Annotated in this window: 14 protein-coding genes; 10 read left to right on the plus strand and 4 right to left on the minus strand. The window is 44.5% G+C overall.

Translation table 11 applies throughout. The annotated features are described in order from the left end of the window. Positions 1-7 precede the first annotated feature (7 nt). Both aroB and EWM62_RS05390 read right to left on the minus strand, forming a co-directional pair. Positions 8-1,066 (minus strand): 3-dehydroquinate synthase, encoded by a 1,059-nt coding sequence (gene aroB / locus EWM62_RS05385; RefSeq protein WP_129875633.1) that lies wholly within the window; start codon positions 1,064-1,066, stop codon positions 8-10. 1 nt (position 1,067) lies between these two features. Continuing rightward, positions 1,068-1,274 carry an RNA-binding S4 domain-containing protein gene (locus tag EWM62_RS05390; RefSeq protein WP_129875634.1) on the minus strand — a complete coding sequence of 69 codons (207 nt, stop codon included), beginning with the start codon at positions 1,272-1,274 and terminating at the stop codon, positions 1,068-1,070. Positions 1,275-1,416: 142 nt separating this feature from the next. On the opposite strand from EWM62_RS05390, the gene EWM62_RS05395 reads away from it, so the two are divergent. Then, a complete protein-coding gene (locus EWM62_RS05395; protein ID WP_129875635.1) occupies positions 1,417-2,589 on the plus strand; it encodes a proline dehydrogenase family protein in 1,173 nt (390 codons plus the stop codon). Here EWM62_RS05395 and EWM62_RS05400 read toward each other — a convergent pair whose 3' ends face one another. Beyond that, positions 2,590-3,066, minus strand: coding sequence for a DinB family protein (locus EWM62_RS05400; protein ID WP_129875636.1), 477 nt, complete (start codon positions 3,064-3,066; stop codon positions 2,590-2,592). It lies immediately after the preceding gene. Positions 3,067-3,084: 18 nt separating this feature from the next. Beyond that, the gene (locus EWM62_RS05405; RefSeq protein WP_129875637.1) at positions 3,085-3,717 is read right to left on the minus strand and encodes an HAD family hydrolase; all 633 of its coding nucleotides are present in this window, start codon (positions 3,715-3,717) and stop codon (positions 3,085-3,087) included. Positions 3,718-3,914: 197 nt separating this feature from the next. On the opposite strand from EWM62_RS05405, the gene EWM62_RS05410 reads away from it, so the two are divergent. The 9 genes from EWM62_RS05410 (at position 3,915) to EWM62_RS05450 (ending at position 22,002) form a co-directional block, all read left to right on the plus strand. After that, positions 3,915-6,473, plus strand: a complete 2,559-nt coding sequence (locus EWM62_RS05410) for a Kelch repeat-containing protein (RefSeq protein WP_129875638.1) — start codon at positions 3,915-3,917, stop codon at positions 6,471-6,473. A 233-nt stretch (positions 6,474-6,706) separates the two neighbouring features. Next, the gene (locus EWM62_RS05415) at positions 6,707-9,853 is read left to right on the plus strand and encodes a SusC/RagA family TonB-linked outer membrane protein (protein ID WP_129875639.1); all 3,147 of its coding nucleotides are present in this window, start codon (positions 6,707-6,709) and stop codon (positions 9,851-9,853) included. 13 nt (positions 9,854-9,866) lie between these two features. Then, positions 9,867-11,780 carry a RagB/SusD family nutrient uptake outer membrane protein gene (locus EWM62_RS05420; RefSeq protein WP_129875640.1) on the plus strand — a complete coding sequence of 638 codons (1,914 nt, stop codon included), beginning with the start codon at positions 9,867-9,869 and terminating at the stop codon, positions 11,778-11,780. Between the two features lie 11 nt (positions 11,781-11,791). Then, on the plus strand, positions 11,792-12,550 hold the full coding sequence (locus EWM62_RS05425; RefSeq protein ID WP_129875641.1) for a DUF3823 domain-containing protein: 759 nt from the start codon (positions 11,792-11,794) through the stop codon (positions 12,548-12,550). Between the two features lie 60 nt (positions 12,551-12,610). Beyond that, positions 12,611-14,791: a hypothetical protein gene (locus tag EWM62_RS05430; RefSeq protein WP_129875642.1), complete on the plus strand. Its 2,181-nt coding sequence runs from the start codon at positions 12,611-12,613 to the stop codon at positions 14,789-14,791. Positions 14,792-14,899: 108 nt separating this feature from the next. Then, positions 14,900-17,176 (plus strand): GH92 family glycosyl hydrolase, encoded by a 2,277-nt coding sequence (locus EWM62_RS05435; protein ID WP_129875643.1) that lies wholly within the window; start codon positions 14,900-14,902, stop codon positions 17,174-17,176. Positions 17,177-17,191: 15 nt separating this feature from the next. After that, on the plus strand, positions 17,192-18,322 hold the full coding sequence (locus tag EWM62_RS05440) for a glycoside hydrolase family 76 protein (protein ID WP_129875644.1): 1,131 nt from the start codon (positions 17,192-17,194) through the stop codon (positions 18,320-18,322). A 160-nt stretch (positions 18,323-18,482) separates the two neighbouring features. Next, positions 18,483-18,947, plus strand: a complete 465-nt coding sequence (locus EWM62_RS05445) for a hypothetical protein (protein WP_129875645.1) — start codon at positions 18,483-18,485, stop codon at positions 18,945-18,947. 106 nt (positions 18,948-19,053) lie between these two features. Continuing rightward, positions 19,054-22,002, plus strand: coding sequence for a ligand-binding sensor domain-containing protein (locus EWM62_RS05450; protein ID WP_129875646.1), 2,949 nt, complete (start codon positions 19,054-19,056; stop codon positions 22,000-22,002). Position 22,003: the final 1 nt, after the last annotated feature.

The raw sequence follows: 22,003 nt of genomic DNA on the forward strand, positions 1-22,003 counted from the left end.
AAGAATTTTACAACCCGGCGTAATACCTCAAACTATCGCAAAGTTCATCATCGGTGCAGTTGTTATCGATGCTGTATTGGCCAATGTGCTTTAATAAAGTGCAGTTTATTTTACCGTTCTGGTTCTTCTTATCCTTAAGCATGTGCTCAAGTAAAGTAGGGAAGGTGCTCTCTTTTATTTTATAATGGGGATACAAACCATTTAATACTTGTGATATTTCTGCAAGTTCGCTGTCAGGCAATCCGATCTTTTTGTTTGAGAGCCAGGCCTCACAGATCATGCCGATGGCGATGGCTTCGCCGTGTGAGAGCGAATCTTCATCATTCATCAGCGAATAAGTTTCAACCGCATGGCCAATGGTATGCCCAAAGTTCAACGCCTTGCGGATGCCTTTTTCATGCGGATCTTCAGTTACCACCTCGTTCTTGATCTCAACCGAGCGGTGAACAAGCTCAATAGAAGGTAGGCTCAGGTCGCTGGTTTTTAGTTTGTCCCAGTAAGCGGTATCAACAATAAGTCCATGTTTTAGCATTTCGGCCAGGCCCGATAGTATCTGGCGGGCCGGCAGGGTTTTCAGGAAATCGCCATGCATGAACACCGCTTTAGGCTGCGTAAATGTGCCGATGATATTTTTTATACCATCCACATCTACACCGGTTTTACCGCCAACCGATGCATCAACCTGCGAGAGCAGGGTAGTAGGTACCTGTACAAAATCTATCCCCCGTTTATAGGTTGAGGCCACAAAGCCGCCCATATCGGTAATTACGCCGCCACCCAGGTTTATCATCAGGGCTTTGCGGTCGGCGCCAAAATCTATCAGCATTTTCCAAATGCCGATGCAAAAATCAATGGTCTTGCTTTCTTCGCCTGCGTTTACTTCAATAATATCAAAGTTATCTAAAACATCCAGTTGTCCCTTTACAATAGGCAGGCAATGCTCGCCGGTATTTTCATCTGTAAGGATAAAAACCCTTGAGTAATTCCCCTGTTTTACAAAGCTTACCAGTTGGGTTATGCTGTTATCAAAAAATATAGGATAGCTGTCGCTTTGGATGGTTTGCATGTTATACTGCCTTGATCTGTTGGCCCCTGAATTCAACAATGTCGCCTTGTTTTACTTTAAGCCGTTTGCGGTAGTCTACCTCGCCATTGTATATTACTTCGCCGTGCTCCACAACAATCTGCGCTTCGCCGCCTGTTGCTACCAAACCTGTTGCTTTAAGTAATTGTATCATTGGGATATAGTCGCCCTCTACCTTAAATTCTATCATGTGTGGCAAAAATAAACTATTCGTGGAATAATGAGTTATCATTTTATAATTTTGCACCGAGTTTATAGTTAATAGATCATAGTTCATGGTAGTGCGTGAAAATGGCTATGATCCATGAACTATGAACCATGAACAGCTATATATGACCGATAAATTATCCTTCGAGAATACCGAGATCGCCTTCCGCCATTCAACCAATACTGACCTTAACCGCGCCTACTGGCTGTTTAAAGTTATCAACGTGAATTTTTTAGTGAAGATAGGCCCACCGATAACCAACTTTGCCGTTAAGATAGGCCTGCCCATTAAAGGGCTGATAAAGGCTACCATATTTAAGCACTTTTGTGGCGGCGAAACCATTAAAGAATGCAGCACAACCATCAAAAACCTGGCGGATGGCAAGGTGGGTACGATATTGGATTACTCGATAGAAGGGGAGGATGACGAGAAAGTTTTTGACAGCACCCGCGACGAGATCATCCGCACCATCATCACAGCATCAAAAAGTAAAAACATACCGCTTACCGTTTTTAAAGTAACCGGTGTGGGCCGTTTTGGCTTGCTGGAGCGATTGGATGAAGGCATTAAGCTTAGCGTTGACGAGCAGATAGAATGGCAAACCGTGCAGGACAGGGTGCTGGCCATTTGCGAAATGGCACACTCGGAAGGTGTGCCTGTAATGATCGACGCCGAGGAAAGCTGGATACAGGAAACCATTGATAACCTGGCATTGAACATGATGCGCTTTTTTAACAAGGAAAAGGCTATTGTTTATAACACCTACCAATTATACCGCCACGATAAGCTGGCATCTTTAGTGGGCGACCATACCATTGCTGAAAGCGAAGGGTTTATCTTAGGCGCCAAAATAGTACGCGGCGCTTATATGGAAAAAGAGCGCAAGCGTGCCGAAGAAAAAGCCTACCCATCGCCGATACAGCCTGATAAGGCATCTACCGACCGCGACTATAACGACGCCCTTATTTATTGTGCGGATAATGTGGCCAGCATTGCTTTTGTTGCCGGCACCCATAACGAGGAGAGTTGCCGACTGCTTGCCGACCTGCTCAACGAAAAACAGATAGACCATAAAAACCCGCATGTGTTTTTTTCGCAACTGCTTGGCATGAGCGATAACCTGAGCTTTAACCTGGCTAATGCTAACTATAATGTAGCTAAATATGTGCCTTATGGGCCCATAAAAGCGGTACTGCCCTACCTGTTCCGCCGTGCGCAGGAGAACACAGCCATTGCCGGGCAAATGAGCCGCGAGTTAAGCTTGATCGTAAAGGAGAAGAAGAGAAGGAACGCTTAATTATTCTCTTATCACGTCTGTATCTACAGGGGTGTAGCCCAATTGCCTGCTCATATTTACCACCTGCCCTTTATGGTGAAATTCATGCGTAATTGCGTGGGTAAATATTTCAAAGGGTGATCGGGTAAGAGTGCTTCCATCCGGGCGGGTAATAAACATCTGCTGCTCCAGCGATTCTTTAAAGCTTTGCAAAAAGTCGTTCATTATCAGATCTACCTGTTTATAAGCTTTACGTACTGTAGCCAGGTCGCGGTGGTCTTCGTGCTTAAAATAAGGCCGGTGCTGTTTCATTACACTTTTAGCCAGCCAAAACAGGTAACAATTAGCTACATGCATCATCTGCGAGATAATACTTTCGTTATTAAAAGATGGGAGCGGAGTAAGCAGGTGCCCGATTTTTATCGTTTCGCAATAGTTAAATAACGCTTCGCGGGATGATAAAACTAACTGATATTGATGAAGCAGGGTTTTGTACATATTATGTTGCGGCAATAATTAAACCAAATGTTCCCTTTCGGCAAATGCGGCAAGGGTATCCGGCGCTGTCATTAAAAAGGTTTGTATACCCAGGGTTTTGGCAGCCTCTAAATGCTGGGGGCTATCATCTATAAACAATGTTTCTTCGGGTTTTAAATTATTCTCGCTCAGTACCTGTTTAAAAAAATCAATCTGAGGTTTACGCTTGCCCACCAGGTGCGAGTAATACGTCTTCTCGAACAAATGCTCGTTATCATCAAACCCAAAATCGGTTTTTAAATAATGCATAATGTAGGTGTAATGGATATCGTTGATGTTGCTCAATAAAAAGGTGCGGTATTTCTTTTTAAACTTCAGCAATAGTTCGTGGTTGCCGGGGGCAATGCCCAATAAAAGGCTGTTCCATGCATCCGTAATTTGCTGATCGGTTACGGCGGGATTGTTAATTTTGCTTTTGACGTAAGCCCTGAACTCGTCGGCTGTAACTTCGCCGCGGTCAAACCTGTCAAATATTTCATCCTGCTGCCGGTGGCCAAAAAACTCATCGGCGTTGCTGATGCCCAGCTCTTTAAAAGCCTGTTGTGCCCGCCTGAAATCGATGCTGAATATTACATTGCCATAATCGAATATGATATTTTTTATATTTTTCATTCTTAAATTAAAATGATAAATATAGGTTTACCGGCTTAAGTAAAACACACAAATTGCATAAATATTATTATGCCTCAGTTTTCTGTGATCGGTAGTGTTATTATTGTCTTACTCATTAAAATAAAACCACTTTTTAGCGCCGAAAACTATAATTTTGCTACGTTGTTTATACTACCTTACTATCATCAGCCTGTTAAATGAAAGTATATAAAAGAATTTTATTGCTGCCAAAAACGGTGTATAAAATTATATATACGATAATTATTTTATTACCTGCAATGCAAGGCAACGGCCAGGGCCTGCAGTTCAATTCGAACGATAGCCTGTTAAGCAAGCGCACATCTTACGTTGTTTTTGCGGAAGAAAAGCCCACGTTTCATGATAACTTATCAATTACGTTCGACCTCTCGCTGTGGGATAACGACCATTTGGGCTATGTATTTAACATTACTGATAAAAAGGCCAATTCGTATAGCCTCACGTATATCTATAATCATAATGGTTCGCCAACGCTAAACTTTAATATCGATAGCAAAAGCAACAAAATTGAGATCCCACTTAATCTGGCGCAGTTAAAAAAGCGAAACTGGATACGGGTAAGGGCATATATTAACTTAAAAGCCAGCACCGTAAGCTTTTTGGTGAACGGGAAATGGTACAAGGCCAAGGGTTTTGGGTTTGACGGCGAAATGACCCCCGAAATAACTTTTGGGAAAAACAAGCACTACTCTGATGTGCCTAATATGGCCATTAAAGAACTTACCATTAACGACGGAAGCAAAAACTATTATTTCCCGCTAAATGAATGGAACGGAAAGAATGTGCATACGGATGATGGAGATGCTACCGGATTTGTAGACCACCCCGCCTGGCTTATAAACGAATCGTATTTTTGGACCCCCAAATTTCAACGAACGTTTACCGATGTAGCGGGCCTTAACTTTGATGCCGTACAGCAAAAGCTGTTTATGTTTAAAAGAGATTCGCTGATATGGTACAATGTGCAGGAAGATAATGTTACAGGCATGCCATTTAAAAATAAAATGCCCCTTACGCTCTTGCTGGGTAAAAGCGTTATAAATAGCAATAAAAACAAATGTTACGTGTACGAGGTGCAGCCGCCCGATTCTATGCACAGCATAGCCGCGTTCGATCTGAATACTTTGAAATGGGAAGCCGTTGGTAAGGCGGCCATAAAGGAGCAAAGGCACCATCACAATGTGTTTTTTGATAAAGACCAAAACAATTTTTACCTGTTTGGCGGCTATGGGTCGTTCTCGTACCATAAAGAGTTTTTTAAGTACCTGGGAGATAAGGATACTTGGGAGAAGGTGCCGTTTAAGGGTGACACCATTTCACCGCGATTTTTTTCGGGGAGCAGCGATGCTGATGAGAATAACGAAGTGTATATATTTGGCGGCTACGGGAACCAGTCGGGCAACCAGATTGTTGGCGGCAAGCATTTTTATGACCTGTACAGGGTTAACTTAACTACGCGCACTATTAAAAAATGCTGGGAGATAAACCCCGAAGAGGAGCCATTTGTATCGGCCAATAACCTCATCATCTCCAAAGACAAAAAGTACTTTTATGCATTGTGCTACCCGCATGAGAAACCTAAAACAGCTTTAAGGCTTTACAAATTTGCTATCAAGGATGGCTCATATGAAATTGTAAGCGGCACTATTCCAGTTACTTCCGAACGTATAGAAAGTGATTTTAACCTGTTTTTTAACCCCCAACAGGGCGAGTTTTACTGCACCGCGCAGGAGTTTGTTTCCCCCACGCAATCCACCGTACGGATCTACGCGCTTACTGCGCCGCCGGTAAGCCAGCAGGCCTATCTGGCATCGCAGCATCCGGGCACGGGTAATTCAAAAAATCTATATAAGTATCTTGCAGGCATCTTGATTGCGGCATGCGCGGCTGTATTGTATTTTATTAGAAGGCGCAAAAGGGCCGCCGCCACTATAAATGCCGGTGACGAAATAACCCCCGAATTTTATACCCGTAAAAAAGAAGCGGATAAAAAGCCGAATGCGGTTTATTTATTGGGCGAGTTTGTAGTGTTTAACAAGCACAGCAGGGATATTACCTATATGTTCAGCCCTAAGATAAAGCAGCTTTTTATTCTTATTTTATTGAATAGTAAAGATGGGCACGGTGTGGTCTCTAAAAAGATCTCGACCACCTTATGGCCAGATAAGGATGTTGTAAAAACAAAAAACATAAAAGGTGTTACCATTAACCACCTGCGCAATATAATAGCCGACCTGGAAGGTGTAGAGCTCACTTTTTTAAACGATACATATTGTTTTAAATTAAGCGACACCTTCTTCTGCGATTACTTTGTAATAATTGATGCCCTGCAGCAAATCCAGGATCATAACTTAACCACCGGCGAATTTATTATCAACCATTGCGACCTTTTTGCACGCGGCGGATTGCTGCAATACCTGCCCGAAACCTGGCTTGATGATATTAAGCTGAATTTTGAAGAATCGCTGATAGCGGTGATACTCCCCGAAGTAAAAAAGATCTACGAAAGCGGCGATCATAAAAAAGCTTTCGAAATAACACGCGTTGTATTAAATATCGACCCATTTAACGATACCGCTTTAAAGTATAAGCTTAAATCCCTCCGGAAAATAAAAGGAATTGATTACGCGAAGCGGGTATACGACGAGTTTACCGCTGAATACCAAAAATCGTTAGGTAGCGAATATCCAATTCAATTTGATAAGATCTGCAAATAGCATTTTAATAGCAATACTCATCCATAATGCCTTTTGGGCAATATTTTTTTCTTAGCAAAAGGGTTAATAAATGGCGGTTAATAAATTTTTAACTGTATTAACCCCTTTTTTAACCCTCCTTTTAATACACCCCCGTTTATACTTGTGTGCCGCTTAACCGCATGCCTAAGGTTTAACCAGCCTTAAGTATTGTTGGCAGGCATAATTATAAACCAATTTTAAACCAATTACCTATGGATGAAATTTTTACCAATTATGGTGAATGCCATCGCATTCATCATGGTGTAAAGATCAAAAGGGTGGTGCAGCATTGTATCACGGCCTTTTTATTTTTACTGATGTGCGGCCCGGCTTTCGCACAAACCAAAACCGTTACAGGCGTAGTATCTGATAATGCAGGGCCATTACCCGGTGTATCGGTAGCTGTAAAAGGCACAACAATAGGTGCTATAACAGATGTTAACGGAAAGTATTCGTTAAACGCCTCGCCCGGGCAAACCCTTGTATTCTCGTTTGTAGGGTATGCAACCCGCGAGGTTGCCGTTACCGAACAACCTGCCGTTGACGTAAAATTAGCCCAAAGCTCGTCAACCCTTAACGAAGTTGTGGTGGTGGGTTACGGTACGCAAAAAAAGGCTACCCTAACGGGTTCGGTTGCCAGTGTTTCGGGCAGCGAGATAACCACCACTAAAAACGAGAACGTTATTAACTCCTTAACCGGTAAGGTAGCGGGTTTACGTGTAACACAAAACTCGGCCGAGCCGGGAACCTTTAACAGTTCGTTCAGTATCCGTGGTTTTGGCGATCCGCTGGTGATAATCGACGGCGTTCCGCGCGATAACATTACCCGCCTCGATCCGAACGACATCGAAAGCGTATCGGTATTAAAAGACGCATCCGCGGCCATTTATGGTGTGCGTGCTGCAAACGGCGTTATTTTGGTTACCACTAAAAAAGGTAAAAAAGGCTCGCTCGAACTTAACTACTCGGGCAGTTATGGCGTACAGGTACCATCGGGCTTGCCAAAAGCAGTAGGCGCTATAGATTTTATGACCCTGGTTAACGAGCAGTTATTGCACAACGTTAATGGGGGGCAGGTAAAATATTCGCAAAGCGATTTCGACGCGTTCCGCAACGGTACCCGCACCAGTACAGACTGGTACACGCCTGTTATCAAAAGCAGCGTACCGCAGCAGCAGCACAATTTAAATGCTATGGGCGGGAACGAAAATACTACCTATTTCATAAGTACGGGTATAACCCAGCAGGATGGCTTTTTACGCAGCGACGATCTGAATTATAAACGCTATAACCTGCGGTCGAATCTGAGCACCCACATCACCAAAAACCTTACCGTTGATTTAAACATAAACGGCACGTTAGATCAAAAGAACCAGCCTTACCAGGATGCCTGGTGGATCATCCGTTCTTTCTGGCGCCAGGTACCAACCCAGTCTATTTATGCCAACAATAACCCAGCTTATTTTAACATAGGCGAGGTTGATGGTACCAACCCGCTTGCCCTGGCCGAGGCTGACGTGAACGGGTATAGGAAATACACAAACCGCTGGCTGCAATCGCAGGTATCTGCTACCTGGCAATTGCCGTTTGTACCGGGTTTAAGTGCAAAGGGTTTGTACGCTTATGATTATTATCATTCAAATAACAAGATCTACCAAAAATCGTACAACCAATACAGCTACGATGCAAACAGCGATACCTACAGGCCAACGTCATACCAATCGCCTGCCACTATCCGTAACGAATCGTTTGAGCGCCCGGGCAGTTTAATGCAGCTATCATTAAACTACGACCGCACATTTGGCGACCACAGTTTTACAGGGTTACTATTGTACGAAGAAAACAGCCGCCAGCAGGATAACTTTTACGCGCAGCGCGAATTAGCCTTACCTGTCGACCAGATCTTTGCCGGTAATGCCCAAAATCAGATAGGGTCTGCCAACGTTAATGATATTTACGACTACGTGAACAAATCTGTAGTAGGCCGTATCAACTACAATTACAAATCTAAATACCTGGTAGAGCTTAGCTTCAGGCAGGATGGGTCCTCAAGGTTCCCAAATTCTAAAAAATGGGGCTTCTTCCCCGCTGGTTCATTAGGCTGGCGTGTATCGCAGGAGGGTTTCTGGAAAAACTCAACGGCTTTATCATTCATCAATGATTTTAAACTAAGGGCATCATACGGAAGAGTAGGTGCGGATAATTCACTTTATTACCAGTTCCTTACCGGGTATGATTATCCCGCAGGCGGTTCAAATAATCAATTGCCCGGTGGTTCTGTATTCGATGGGTCGTTTGTAAACGCCATAGCAAGCCGTGGTATAGCCAACCCTAACCTTACCTGGTATAATGCCGAAACTTATAACCTTGGTTTTGATGCAGAAGCATGGAATGGCCTGTTAGGTGCAACGTTTAACGTTTTCAGGCGCGATGGTACCGACTTGCTGGCCACCAGGGCGCAAAGTATTCCCAGTGTTTTGGGGGCACGGCAACCGCAGGAAAACTTAAACAGTGATCGCACGCAAGGTTTTGAAGTTGAGCTAACCCACCGCAGCCATATTGGGGCGTTTAATTATAATGTAAAAGGTAATATAGGTTTTGCCCGTACCAAAAACAGGTATGTGGAGCATTCGCCATATGGTAACTCGCAGTTAAACTGGCATAATAACCAGAACGACCGCTGGAACAATATTTACTGGGGATACGGCGCTGCGGGGCAGTTTACCAATTACCAGGATATTTTAAACAGCTCGCAATTTGTATCGCGCAACGCGGTAGTAGGCGATTACCAGTACGAAGACTGGAACGGCGACGGCCAGATAACCGGCGACGACGTACACCCTATTGCTTACAACAGCGCGCCTTTAACCACATTTGGTTTAAGCCTGGGCGGTTCGTACAAAGGGTTTGATTTTAACATGTTATGGCAAGGAGCAACCAATGTTACCGTATCCTACATCGAGCAGCTGAACATACCGCTTTGGGGTGGTGGCAGCGCGCTGGAAATGTTTATGGACAGGTATCACCCGGCCGACCCTAACGCCGACCCATACAACCCCAACACCGTATGGGTGCCGGGTAAATATGCTTTAACAGGTACCACTGCCGATGTAAACTCGAGGTTCAACATCCAGGATGCCTCTTATGTAAGGCTTAAATCTGCCGAATTAGGGTACAGCCTTTCGCCTAACGCGGCCAAAAAAATAGGCATTAAAGGTGCAAGGTTATTTGTAACAGGTTATAATATATTAACCATTACAGGGGTAAAATACCTCGACCCCGAGCACCCGTCAGACACTTACGGTTACCTGTACCCGCTTAACAAAACATTCTCTTTAGGCGTAAATGTTAAGCTCTAAAAACATTAAGATCATGAAAAAAACGATATATATATTGATATGCTTTTTTGTTTGCTGGACATCAGCCTGCAGAAAGATGGATATACCACCTATAAATATTATCCAGGATAAGGATGTGCTGAACAATGCGGGTGGTGTACAGGCCTATATGGCCCGTTTATACTCGCAATTACCGATAGAAGATTTCAGGTACTCGCCACAGCGCGGCCTTAACTTCTTTTGGATCATCAGCCCGTTCCCGGCCGGTACAGGCGAGGCCCTGAGCCGCGATCAGCGTGGTGCCATGCAGGAAAATGTGGACGAATCGCCCTGGGCCGAATCATACTCGCTGATAAGGGATGCCAACTATTTTATGGAAAACCTGTCCAAGTACTCGGGCAATTTTACCGAAGCGCAGGTGAACTCCTGGCTTGGCGAAGCCCGTTTTATACGTGCTGCAACCTATTTTGCTTTGGTAAAACGCTATGGCGGTGTGCCTTTGGTTGATAAGGTTTTGGAATACCCCACGCCCGATCCCGAAAGTTTGAACGTTCCCCGTGCTTCGGAAGAAGCCATTTATGACTTTATAGCTACCGACCTGGATTTTGCATACCAAAACATGGACGAGAGCAACCAGGTTGGCCGAGCTAATAAATACGTAGCGGCAGGTTTTAAATCGCGTGCTATGTTATATGCAGGTTCAATAGCCAAATACAACAATATTACTTTGGTTGATGCTGCAGGTAACAGGGTTTGCGGTATCCCATCGGCAAAAGCGGTTACCTACTTTAAAGCCGCTTACGATGCCGCCGTATTGTTAGAAAACAAATACAGCCTGTACAAAAACGGCTGGAAAGCAGGCGACAAAGCCGCGCAATATCAAAACTTTGTAGACCTGTTTTTTGATAAAGGCAGTAACGAGAATGTGTTTGTAAGGCAGTATCATTACCCCGAGTCGGTTCATGGGTACGATGCTTACAATGTGCCGCGCCAGCTAATGGGTGCAAACGGCTATTCTTCGGAAGTTAACCCTACGCTTGATTATGTGGAACTGTTTGACGGCATACCAAAGAATGCCGATGGCACCATTAAAACCACCACAGGTGGCAAGTATGACCTGTACACTAACACTATGGATCTGTTTGCCAATGCCGAGCCAAGGCTGCGGGCAACCGTAATACTCCCGGGCGACCAGTTTAAAGGGCAGGGGATCGAGATCCGCCGTGGTATTTATACAGGTAGCTCTGCGGGGGGCATTAGTCCGCTGTTGCCGGCCGGCTCAACAGCCAATTATCCAACAAATAACATTGTACAATCATCAAATGCATCACAAACCCCATATACCTTGCCTGATGGCAGCACCATGAACCCAGCCGGGTTAAGTGGTATTTTCACAGGGGATGGTACGGCTGCAATTTCGGGTTTCTCGGTGCGTAAATGGTTAGTGCCTGATAAACCAACATCCGAGGTATTGGAGAACCGTTCTGATCAAACCTGGATAGAAATGCGTTACGCTGAAGTTCTGCTGAACCGTGCCGAAGCTGCCTATGAACTTAACGACCTTGGCCAAAACGATAAAAACTACCTGCAGGATGCATTTACAGATATTAACCAGATCCGCGAACGTGCAGGTGCCGATCTGCTGGCCAGCGCAGCTAACCTGAACAATATCGATATCATCCGCAAGGAGCGCAGGAAAGAGCTTGGTTTCGAGAATAAGATATGGTGGGATATGAGGAGATGGAGAACAGTTGATAAAGAGCAAAACTCAACTTTATACCGCGTATTGATGCCTTTTTACTCAGCCAACGATAAAAAGTACTTTTTTGATGCCCGTACCGATGAGCGCAACATCCGTTACACATTTGATGTGCGCTGGTATTACGAGCAGATCCCGAACGGCGAGATCCAAAAAAGCCAGAAATTAATACAAAACCCAGGTTATTAATATTAACAACCATGAAAAAGATATTATATACGATAGCTGTATGCGCAATAGCCTTAGCGGGCAGCTCGTGCAGCAAATTAGATGATTACGACGCGCCATCCGAAACCTTAACAGGCAGTGTGATAGACGCGGGCACCGGTAAAACCCTGCAAACCGAGATTGGCGGCGGCGGTACCCGCATAAAGCTGCTGGAAATTAGCTGGAGCGATAACCCAACACCTTTTTACATCAGCTCGATGCAGGATGGTACTTTTAATTACACCAAGCTGTTCCCGGGTAAAAATAAAATAAGTGCCGAAGGTGCCTTTGTTCCCCTTGTACAAACAGATGCATCAGGGGCAACTACAGTAGATAAAAGCCAGACGTTTGATATTAAAGGCACTACAACCGTTAACTTTTCGGTTGATCCGTTTTTAAGGATAGAGTGGCAGGGCGAACCGGTATTAAATGCCGATGGTACCATATCTGCCACCTTTAAATTCACCCGCGGAACTGATGATCCAAACTTTCAGCAGGATATAACCGATGTACGCCTGTTTGTAAATTCAAACAAATTTATAGGTAACAATAACTTCGACGACCGCTACTCCACCCAAATAAACTACAGCGGATCAGACGGTAACGTACAGGTAGGGCAGTTGATAACCATTACTACAAAAGGCGGCCCGCTGCCTGCAAGTCGGGAGTATTTTTTAAGGGTTGGTGCACGCACCAATTATGGCCTTAAATACTACAACTATACAGATGTTAAAACTGTAACCGTGCCTTAATAACAATTACACACCTGCTTAAGAATGTTTAATTCTTAAGCAGGTTTATACTACATCCTTATGAAAAAACTTTTATTTTTTTGCTGCCTGTCCGCGCTGTCTGCCGGCGTATACGCGCAGGCAACAAAACCCGATCCCTTAAAAGAGAAAACCGCTTTTCAAACCAGCAGCCCGTGGATGCCCGAGATCGACGTACGGTCTGATATCGCCATTGTGTATGGTGTAAACGACCGCAAAGGAATGACCTTTGAGCAGCGCGTACAATCCTGGCGCGATCACGGCTATCAAACCAACTTTATGACCGGCATAGCCTGGGGCGATTACAAAGACTACTTTTTAGGTAAGTGGGATGGCATAAATCACCTGGGTGTAGGCCAGGTAACCCAAAAAGGCGATACCATTTTTCATGGCAAGGACATGCCTTACGTAGTGCCGGTAAAATCCTTTATCGAATACATGAAAACCGCTGTAATAAAACGTGTGATTGACGCGGGCATCAGTAAAATATTTTTAGAGGAACCCGAGTTTTGGGCAAGGGCCGGTTACAGCGCCCCCTTTAAAGAAGAATGGCAAAAGTACTATGGTTTCCCCTGGAAACCGCAGGATGCATCAGCCGAGAATACCTACCTGTCCAGCAAGCTGAAATATCACCTGTATTACGAAGCCATTAAAGAAACCTCTAACTACGCCAAAGCTTACGGTAAAAGCAAGGGGATGGATATCAAGGTGTTTATAGCCACGCACTCGCTGGTAAATTACTCATCGTGGCAAATTGTTAGCCCCGAGGCCAGCCTTTCATCGCTGCCGGGGATAGATGGTTATATAGCACAGGTGTGGACAGGTACCTCGCGCGAGCCTACTTATTTTGACGGGCAAAAAAAAGAGCGGGTATTTGAGAACGCCTTTTTGGAGTACGGCTCAATGGTATCTATGACAGCCCCAACCGGCCGCAAAATGTTTTTCCTGACGGACCCAATTGAAGACTGGCCGCGTGATTGGGCCGACTATAAAAGGAACTACCAGGCCACCTTTACGGCCAAGCTTTTGTACCCCATGGTTGCCAATTACGAGGTGATGCCATGGCCCGAGCGCATCTACACTCATCCGTATAAAGTGGCAAACAGTACTGAAAAAGTTTTGATCCCGCAGTACTATTCAACCCAGATGCAGGTGATGGTGAATGCATTGAACAGCATGCCCGCATCGGCTAACAAAGTAACGGGAGTAAATGGTGTGGGTGTGTTAATGAGCAACTCGCTGATGTTTCAGCGCTTCCCCACACATAATGGGTTCGAAGATCCCCAGTTCTCTAATTTTTACGGGCAAACGCTTCCCTTATTAAAGCGCGGGGTACCGGTACAAACTGTGCATATGGAGAACCTGCAATACGCGGCATCGCTTAAAAACATTAAAGTGCTGGTGGTAAGTTATTCAAACATGAAACCTGTTTCGCCGGCTGTGCATACATCAATAGTCAACTGGGTTAAACAAGGCGGTGTGTTGATCTATGCCGGAAGGGATGATGATCCGTACCAATCGGTAATGGAGTGGTGGAACACCAAAGGCAATAAATTTACCGCGCCATCGCAGCACATGTTTAAACTTTTGGGTATCGATCCATCCGCAGGTAAGCAAAAATATAAGGTTGGCAAAGGGGCGGTGTACGTGATAAGGCAAAACCCAAAGGAGTTTGTTTTAGAGGCTAATGCCGACAGCAAATTTGTAGACGTTGTAAAACAAGGCTACGAAACCGACGCCAAAGTAGGCAAGCTGTTATTTAAAAACAGCCTGTATTTGCAGCGCGGCCCTTACGATATTATATCGGTAATGGATGAGAACGCCGACAGCAAGCCCTACACCATCAAAGGCCCGGTTATCGACCTGTTCGACCCGCAATTGCCTGTGCTTGCCCAAAAGGTAATTAACCCCGGCGAGCAATCGCTTTTATACAATGTAAGCAGGGTAGGTAATAAAACCAAGCCACAGGTTTTAGCCGCCGCTGCACGTGCCTACCAGGAAAAAATTGCAGCGAAAACTTACTCATTTATTGTAAAAAGCCCTATAAAAACATTAAACAGTATGCGTGTGCTGCTGCCGGCAAAACCTAAAACCACAAAGGTTACCGATAGCAAAGGGCAAGAGGTAACCGATGTAAAAACCTCGTGGGATGCATCCTCCAACACTGTATACCTCGGCTTTGCAAATGACCCAGATGGAATTAAAGTTAGTTTAAGTTGGTAAACTCTTGAGTTGGTTTAAGACAGCTATGGCTACCATACACGGGGTTTCCCGTGTATGTGTAGTATGGCTGGTATAACCTGCGCCGGTTTATCACATCAAAATATATACATGAAAAAATTATTCATAATTGCCCTGTCGTTTTTACCCATAATGGCTTTGGCGCAGGTTGATAAGGCAAACCTTGCCGACCTGGTAAACCCGCTGATGGGGACGGACTCCAAACCATCGCTTTCAAACGGGAACACTTACCCGGCAATAGCATTACCCTGGGGCATGAATTTCTGGACACCGCAAACCGGTACAATGGGCAGCGGCTGGCAATATACCTACAATGCAGATAAAATTGTGGGCTTTAAGCAAACCCACCAGCCATCGCCCTGGATGAACGATTACGGGCAATTCTCCATCTTCCCGGAAACGGGTAAAATAAAGGTTGACGAAGCAGAGCGCGCCAGTTGGTTCTCGCATAAGGCGGAAATTGCCAAACCCTATTACTACAGCGTTTACCTGGCCGATTATGATGTAACAACAGAAATAACACCAACTGAGCGGGCAGCAAGCTTCAGGTTTACCTTCCCCAAAAGCGATAGCTCGCATATTGTGATAGATGCTTTTGATAAAGGGTCGTATGTAAAGATCATCCCCGGCGAGAATAAAATTATTGGCTACAGCACACGCAACAGCGGCTCCGTGCCCGATAACTTTAAAAACTACTTTGTTATTTATTCTGATAAGCCATTTAACAGCGCAACCACCTGGCATGGTAAGGATATCGACGACGGCAAGCTGGAATACACCGGCGACCATGCAGGTGCGGTTATCAGTTTTAAAACCACCCAGGGCGAGGTAGTGAACCTGCGCGTGGCATCCTCATTCATCAGCATGGAGCAGGCCGAGCTGAATTTACAAAGAGAGTTGGGTAGGGAGAGTTTTGAAAATACAAAGCAAAAGGCAAAAGCCATCTGGAATAATACCTTAAGTAAGCTGGTTGTAGATGGCGGTTCGGTTGATCAGACACGCACGTTTTATTCCTGCCTTTACCGCATGCTTTTCTTCCCTAATAAACTGTACGAACTGGATGCCAAAAAGCAGATAGTACATTACAGCCCCTATACAGGTAAAGTTATGCCGGGCTATATGTTTGCCGGGACCGGTTTTTGGGACACCTTCAGGGCATTGTACCCGTTCTTAAATTTAGTGTATCCATCTATCAACAAAGAAATGCAGCAGGGCCTGATAAACGATTACAAAGAAGGTGGCTGGCTGCCCGAATGGAGCAGCCCCGGTTACGCCGATGTAATGGTAGGCAACAACTCAGCATCGGTAGTGGCCGAAGCTTATTTAAAAGGCGGCCGCGGTTACGATATCAACACCCTTTACCAGGCTTTATTACATGGCGCCAATAACACCGGCCCGGGTGCAGCAGGCAGGCGCGGGGTAGATTATTATAACACCCTGGGTTATGTGCCTTACGATGTGAAGATAAACGAGAACGCCGCCCGTACTTTAGAGTACGCGTATGACGATTTTGCCATTTACAAATTGGGCAAAGCTTTAGGTCGCCCAGCATCCGAGACCGAGATCTATAGGAAGCGCAGCCTCAACTATAAAAACCTGTTCGACCCGCAAACAGGGTTGATGAGGGGGAAGAATAAGGACGGCAAATTTCAAACCCCGTTTAATCCTTTTAAATGGGGCGATGCCTTTACCGAAGGCAACAGCTGGCACTACACCTGGAGCGTTTTCCATGACGTGCAGGGGCTTATCGACCTGATGGGCGGCAACCAGAAATTTGTTTCCAAGCTCGATTCAGTGTTTACTCTGCCGCCGGTTTTTGACGATAGCTATTACCATAGCGTAATTCACGAGATCCGCGAGATGCAGATAGCAGGCATGGGCCAGTACGCGCATGGTAACCAGCCTATACAGCATATGACTTACCTGTACAATTATGCCGGCCAACCCTGGAAAACCCAGCTGCATGTACGCGATGTAATGAACAAAATGTACAAGCCCACACCCGACGGCTACTGCGGCGACGAGGATAACGGCCAAACATCGGCGTGGTACGTTTTCTCGGCTATGGGTTTTTACCCCGTAACCCCCGCCAGCGACCAATACGTGTTAGGCGCACCCTTATTTAAAAGGGTAACCGTAAAACTGCAAAATGGTAACACCATTAATATAAACGCGGCGAATAACAGTGCGCAAAACAGGTATGTAAGCAGTTTAAATGTTAACGGCAAGCCATACACCTATAACTGGCTCAGCCACTCGGCGTTGTTAAAGGGGGTAACGCTCAACTTTAACATGTCGGCACAGCCCAATAAGCAAAGGGGCACAAAGCCCGCTGATGCACCGTACTCATTATCTACCCCCAAATAATTTACACATCTACCTATGAAAAAATTATCTTATATCCTGTTAACGGGTTTGTTTATTACCGCGATAAGCTGCAGCAAAGGCACCGAAAATAAGCCACAACCTGTAAAACCGGACGACAAACCGCAAACCACCAACCCTGTATTTACCGCGGCTGATGCTGCAAAAGCTTACACAGCATTTAACCGCTATTACTACAATCCATCAAAAAAACTGTATTACAGCACCACCCTGCAGGAAGGTTTGGGCGCTATATGGACCCAGGCAATTTACTGGGATATGGCCATGAACGTTTACGAGCGAACCAAGGACCCTGCGCAACTTGCTATGGTAAATGATATGTACCAGGGCGGTTTTAACCAGTACGATGGTTACAACTGGGATAATACCACCACCTGGTTTATTTATGACGATATGATGTGGTGGGTTATGGCGCTGGCGCGGGCAAATCAACTAACAGGTAAGCCCGAATACCTGCAAAAGGCTATTGCCGGGTTTAACCGGGTGTGGGCCGGGTCGTACGATAGCGTTGATGGGGGCATGTTCTGGGATTTTCAGCATAGCGGTAAAAACGCCTGTATCAATTATCCCACAGTTATTGCCGCCATGCGCCTGTATAAAATTACAGGTGATGCAAGCTACCTGGATAAGGCCAAATTAATATACGGCTGGGCAAAGGCCAATTTGTTTGATGTTACCAATGGCCGCGTTGCCGATCATAAAATAGGCAATAACCCACCGGGGTACGAAGATTATACGTACAACCAGGGCACAGCAATAGGTGCTGCAATGGCATTATATAATCAAACCAAAGATGCTGCATACCTGGGTGATGCCAAATTAGCAGCCGATTATACCAAAACCAAAATGGGCACGAACGGTATTTTACCTGCCGAGGGCGATTTTAACGAGCAGGGCGTATTGAAGGCCATTTTTGCGCAATATATAATGCAGCTGATAACCGATGGCGGCCAAACACAATATAAGGATTGGGTTAAAACCAATATTAACACCGGCTGGAACAACCGCGATAAAGACCGCGACCTTACCTGGAGAAATTACGCGTTGCCTGCCCCAAGGGGGGTAATGCAATCGTACGAGAGCAGCAGCGTGGTAACCTTTATGCAGCTTTACCTTACAACCAAATAATCCAAAACAACATCAGCAATTTAATAAACCCTGCCAAAAGCGGGGTTTATTATTTGGTACTTATGTAATACTCCGTTTTGGTGTTATTAGCATATTGTTTGGTGTAATTAGCATATCAGGCGGGTTTTCTTTGTTCCACTTTTATAAAAAAATAGAAGTTATGAAAAAGAAAATATTGATCACCTGTTTAATGTGGGTATTGGGGGGCGCATTGGTTAATGCTACGCCCGATAGGGAGGGCCGTATGTACGATAAAGTTATAAAAACGTTTATTGAAAGCCACATGACATCGGCCTATCAAAAACTTAACTCGGTTTTAGCAGATAACGCCGTTTTTAAGCTATCGCGTGGCGAGGGTATCCTGGTGCAGACTAAGTCCGCTTTGGTTGAACAATTAAAGAAAGAACCCGCGATAAACCAAAACTGCGATTACTCGTACGATATTATGGCCGAAAGCGATGCCATAGTTATTGCAAAAGTTAACTTTTTTTACCCGGATGGCGTACAGGAAAACTATTTAATGCTGGAGCGAAACCCTGATAAGGAATGGAAAATAGCTAACGTATATAAAATGTTCCCTGCTAAACAGGAGGTAAACGATACTCGCGGACTGGTAAGTAAATAATTGTAATTTATTCTTAAAAATGCAATATCACCCTAAAAGGGGGATATTGCATTTTGTTGTTAACAAAGTTTGAGTTTTTGCATCTTATAGTAAATAAGTTAACTTAATGAACTGGATAACGGGCAAAATTTTCAAACAAATTTTCATTATCACATTATTTATCCCGTTAGCTTCTTTCGGCCAGAAGTTTACTTTTTCTCATCTCGACATAGAAGACGGCCTCATACAATCGCAGGTAACTCATTTTTCGCAGGATAGCAAGCATCGTTTATGGATAGCCACATTTGGCGGTGCCTGCCGGTTTGATGGTAAGGAGTACCTTAAAATATCAAAATCAAAAGGCCTGAGCAGCAACTTCGTTTATTCGGTTTATGTTGATAAGCACGACAGGCTGTGGATAGGCACTGATGATGGCCTGGCATGCATCTCCGAGGGCAAAACCGTTAGGTATGCGGTATTCCCCGGGCATAAAAGCAATGCCACAACCGCTATAACTGCCGATAAGAACGGTACCATATATGCAATTGTAAGTAATAAGCTTTATAAGGTTGATGGTAAAATTCTTGCGCCAGTGCAGATGTCGGATGACAAAAACGACCTGCTTACCTGTTTTGCCGTAAACCCTGATGGTACGCTGTATGCCTCGGTATTTAAAAAAGGGATCTACAGCCTTGAACGGGGTAAATGGGCATTAAAAGTACCATTTGATACTATGGGCCAGCCTGTAGTAATTGTTAAAATATTGTTTGACAAGGTAAAAAAGGGCAATATTTTTCTTTGCTCGGGTACCGGGTTGTACCAAGTTGATGGCCCAATGCTGAAACCTTATGCAGAGGACTTGCTTACAGCCGCTGCAAAGCCGTTTAGTTGTTTAGAACAGGATGTAGACGGAAATTTATGGATAGGTTCTGTTAAGGGCGCGTACTGTATCAAATCAAATAAACTCATTCAATTTAACTCGCAGAACGGCTTTACCGATAACCCGGTAATTGATATTTATAACGATGCCGACTATAATTTATGGCTTGGCACATCGGGCAGCGGCGCTTATAAATACGAAGGCGATGGATACCTTACGGCTAACCCTGTTATTCAAACCAATAATAACCAGATCATTATCGGCCTCGCCAAAACAAAAAAAGGCGAGGTACTTGCCAATGTAAGCGGCACCGGCATCATGAAATATTCGCAGGGTGTTTTGTCGCCATATTCCCTCCCTAAAAGTGCCCTTAACGTTACGCTTGTGAATTGCCTTTTTACCGACAGGCAGCAAAATATATGGGTAGGCACTAATTTTGGCGGGATGTGGAAATATGACGGAACCAAAATGGAAAGGTTCCCGTGGACTACCAGCAGCATCATAAATGTAATTTGCCAGGATGCCGATGATGCCATATGGTTTGGTACATCGTTAGGGTGTTACCGTGTAACTAAAAAGGGCACGCAACGCATTACCGATGCCCCTGTTTTTGTATCAACGTTATTGCCGCTCGGTAAAGATTCGGTACTAATAGGTACGCATAATGGCGCCCTGCTATCGGTAAATAATAAAGTCGTACTCTCACCAGCGTTGTCGTTTTTAGATCAATCGTCGGTATATAGTATGCTGCGTGTTGGCAATAATATATTATTCGGCACAGATGATAAAGGCATCTTTGTATGGCAAATGAACACAAACCGGGTTATCAATATAGATGAAACCGAAGGCCTTAAATCAAGCAGTATATACTGCATGGCAGCAGATGGTAATGGCGATGTTTGGGTTGGTACAGGTAAAGGGGTAAACCACTTAAAAAAAGCTGCAAAACCACAATTATTTAAAGTTTTAAATAACAACTACCCCAATAGCGAGATAGCGGAGGCCAATCAAAATTCTATTTTATTTAAGGGTGATGAGGTGTTGCTTGGTACCACAAAGGGGTTAAAAATATATAAAACCAGCCAGGGCAGCAGGCGCATTAACCCACCACAAATAGTTTTAAACGAAATAAGGATCTATGATAAAAATGGCAAGTACCAATCGTTAAAAAACGACTCGGCTACCGGGCCTTTAACGCTCGATCATGGCCAAAATCATATCGCCATATCGTTTTTAGGCATCTATTTAAAAGATCCGGAAGATGTTACGTATCAATACCGTTTAACTGGCTTAAGCGATAAGTTTAGCCAGCCGGTAAAAAACCCTTTTGTAGAGTACTTTTCGTTGCCTCCCGGTAAATACTGTTTCGAGATCATATCTATTGATGGTAATGGCAGCGAATCGAACTGTTCGATATTAACCAAGTTCGAAATTGTGCCTGCTTTTTACCAGGGTACTGTATTTAAAATATTGGTATTGTTAACGTTTTTGATATCGGGCATTATTATCCAGGCATTATGGAACCACAAAAAAAGGCGGCAAAAAACCCTGTTGGAGTTAATGAAAAAACAGGAAGTGGTAAAAATACGCCAGCAAACCGCCGAAGATTTTCATGACGACCTGGGCAATAAACTAACCCGTATCTCCATCTTGTCAGAGATCCTGCAATCGCGCAGGGGGGATGGTAAAGAGGAAGAGCGCAAACTGGTAGATCAGATAAAATCAAACACACTTTCGTTGTACAATGGCACCAAGGATATACTTTGGGCGCTGAACCCTAAAAACGATAATTTATACGAGATATTAAAGCATATAAAAGAAATTGGGATTGAGCAGTTTGCAGATACACCTATAGTTTTTGAGATGCCCGGTTTGCATACCGACCTAAAGCAGTTTAGGCTGAGTATGGAACACAGCCGCAATTTACTGATGATATTTAAGGAATTGATAAACAACGTACTTAAACATGCCCACGCAAAAAGCGTAAGGATTATTGCCAGCCGGCAGGATAACGAAAAACTGCTGCTGGCCATCAGGGATGATGGGGTAGGTTTTGAGAAAAACATGCTTGCCACCGGCTACGGTATGAGCAATATAAAAGCCCGCGCAAAACGCATAAACGCCGAACTGAGTGTGGAAAGCAGCAAGGGTGCCGGTACCATCACAAAACTTATTATAAACCTAAAACCGGCATAAC

The organism is Mucilaginibacter terrigena, assembly GCF_004168255.1.
GTDB lineage: Bacteria > Bacteroidota > Bacteroidia > Sphingobacteriales > Sphingobacteriaceae > Mucilaginibacter > Mucilaginibacter terrigena.

Coding starts and splice junctions, on each gene's coding strand:
- aroB (WP_129875633.1), bottom strand. CDS start 1,066: ATGCAAACCATCCAAAGCGACAGCTATCCTATATTTTTTGATAACAGC.
- EWM62_RS05390 (WP_129875634.1), bottom strand. CDS start 1,274: ATGATAGAATTTAAGGTAGAGGGCGACTATATCCCAATGATACAATTA.
- EWM62_RS05395 (WP_129875635.1), top strand. CDS start 1,417: ATGACCGATAAATTATCCTTCGAGAATACCGAGATCGCCTTCCGCCAT.
- EWM62_RS05400 (WP_129875636.1), bottom strand. CDS start 3,066: ATGTACAAAACCCTGCTTCATCAATATCAGTTAGTTTTATCATCCCGC.
- EWM62_RS05405 (WP_129875637.1), bottom strand. CDS start 3,717: ATGAAAAATATAAAAAATATCATATTCGATTATGGCAATGTAATATTC.
- EWM62_RS05410 (WP_129875638.1), top strand. CDS start 3,915: ATGAAAGTATATAAAAGAATTTTATTGCTGCCAAAAACGGTGTATAAA.
- EWM62_RS05415 (WP_129875639.1), top strand. CDS start 6,707: ATGGATGAAATTTTTACCAATTATGGTGAATGCCATCGCATTCATCAT.
- EWM62_RS05420 (WP_129875640.1), top strand. CDS start 9,867: ATGAAAAAAACGATATATATATTGATATGCTTTTTTGTTTGCTGGACA.
- EWM62_RS05425 (WP_129875641.1), top strand. CDS start 11,792: ATGAAAAAGATATTATATACGATAGCTGTATGCGCAATAGCCTTAGCG.
- EWM62_RS05430 (WP_129875642.1), top strand. CDS start 12,611: ATGAAAAAACTTTTATTTTTTTGCTGCCTGTCCGCGCTGTCTGCCGGC.
- EWM62_RS05435 (WP_129875643.1), top strand. CDS start 14,900: ATGAAAAAATTATTCATAATTGCCCTGTCGTTTTTACCCATAATGGCT.
- EWM62_RS05440 (WP_129875644.1), top strand. CDS start 17,192: ATGAAAAAATTATCTTATATCCTGTTAACGGGTTTGTTTATTACCGCG.
- EWM62_RS05445 (WP_129875645.1), top strand. CDS start 18,483: ATGAAAAAGAAAATATTGATCACCTGTTTAATGTGGGTATTGGGGGGC.
- EWM62_RS05450 (WP_129875646.1), top strand. CDS start 19,054: ATGAACTGGATAACGGGCAAAATTTTCAAACAAATTTTCATTATCACA.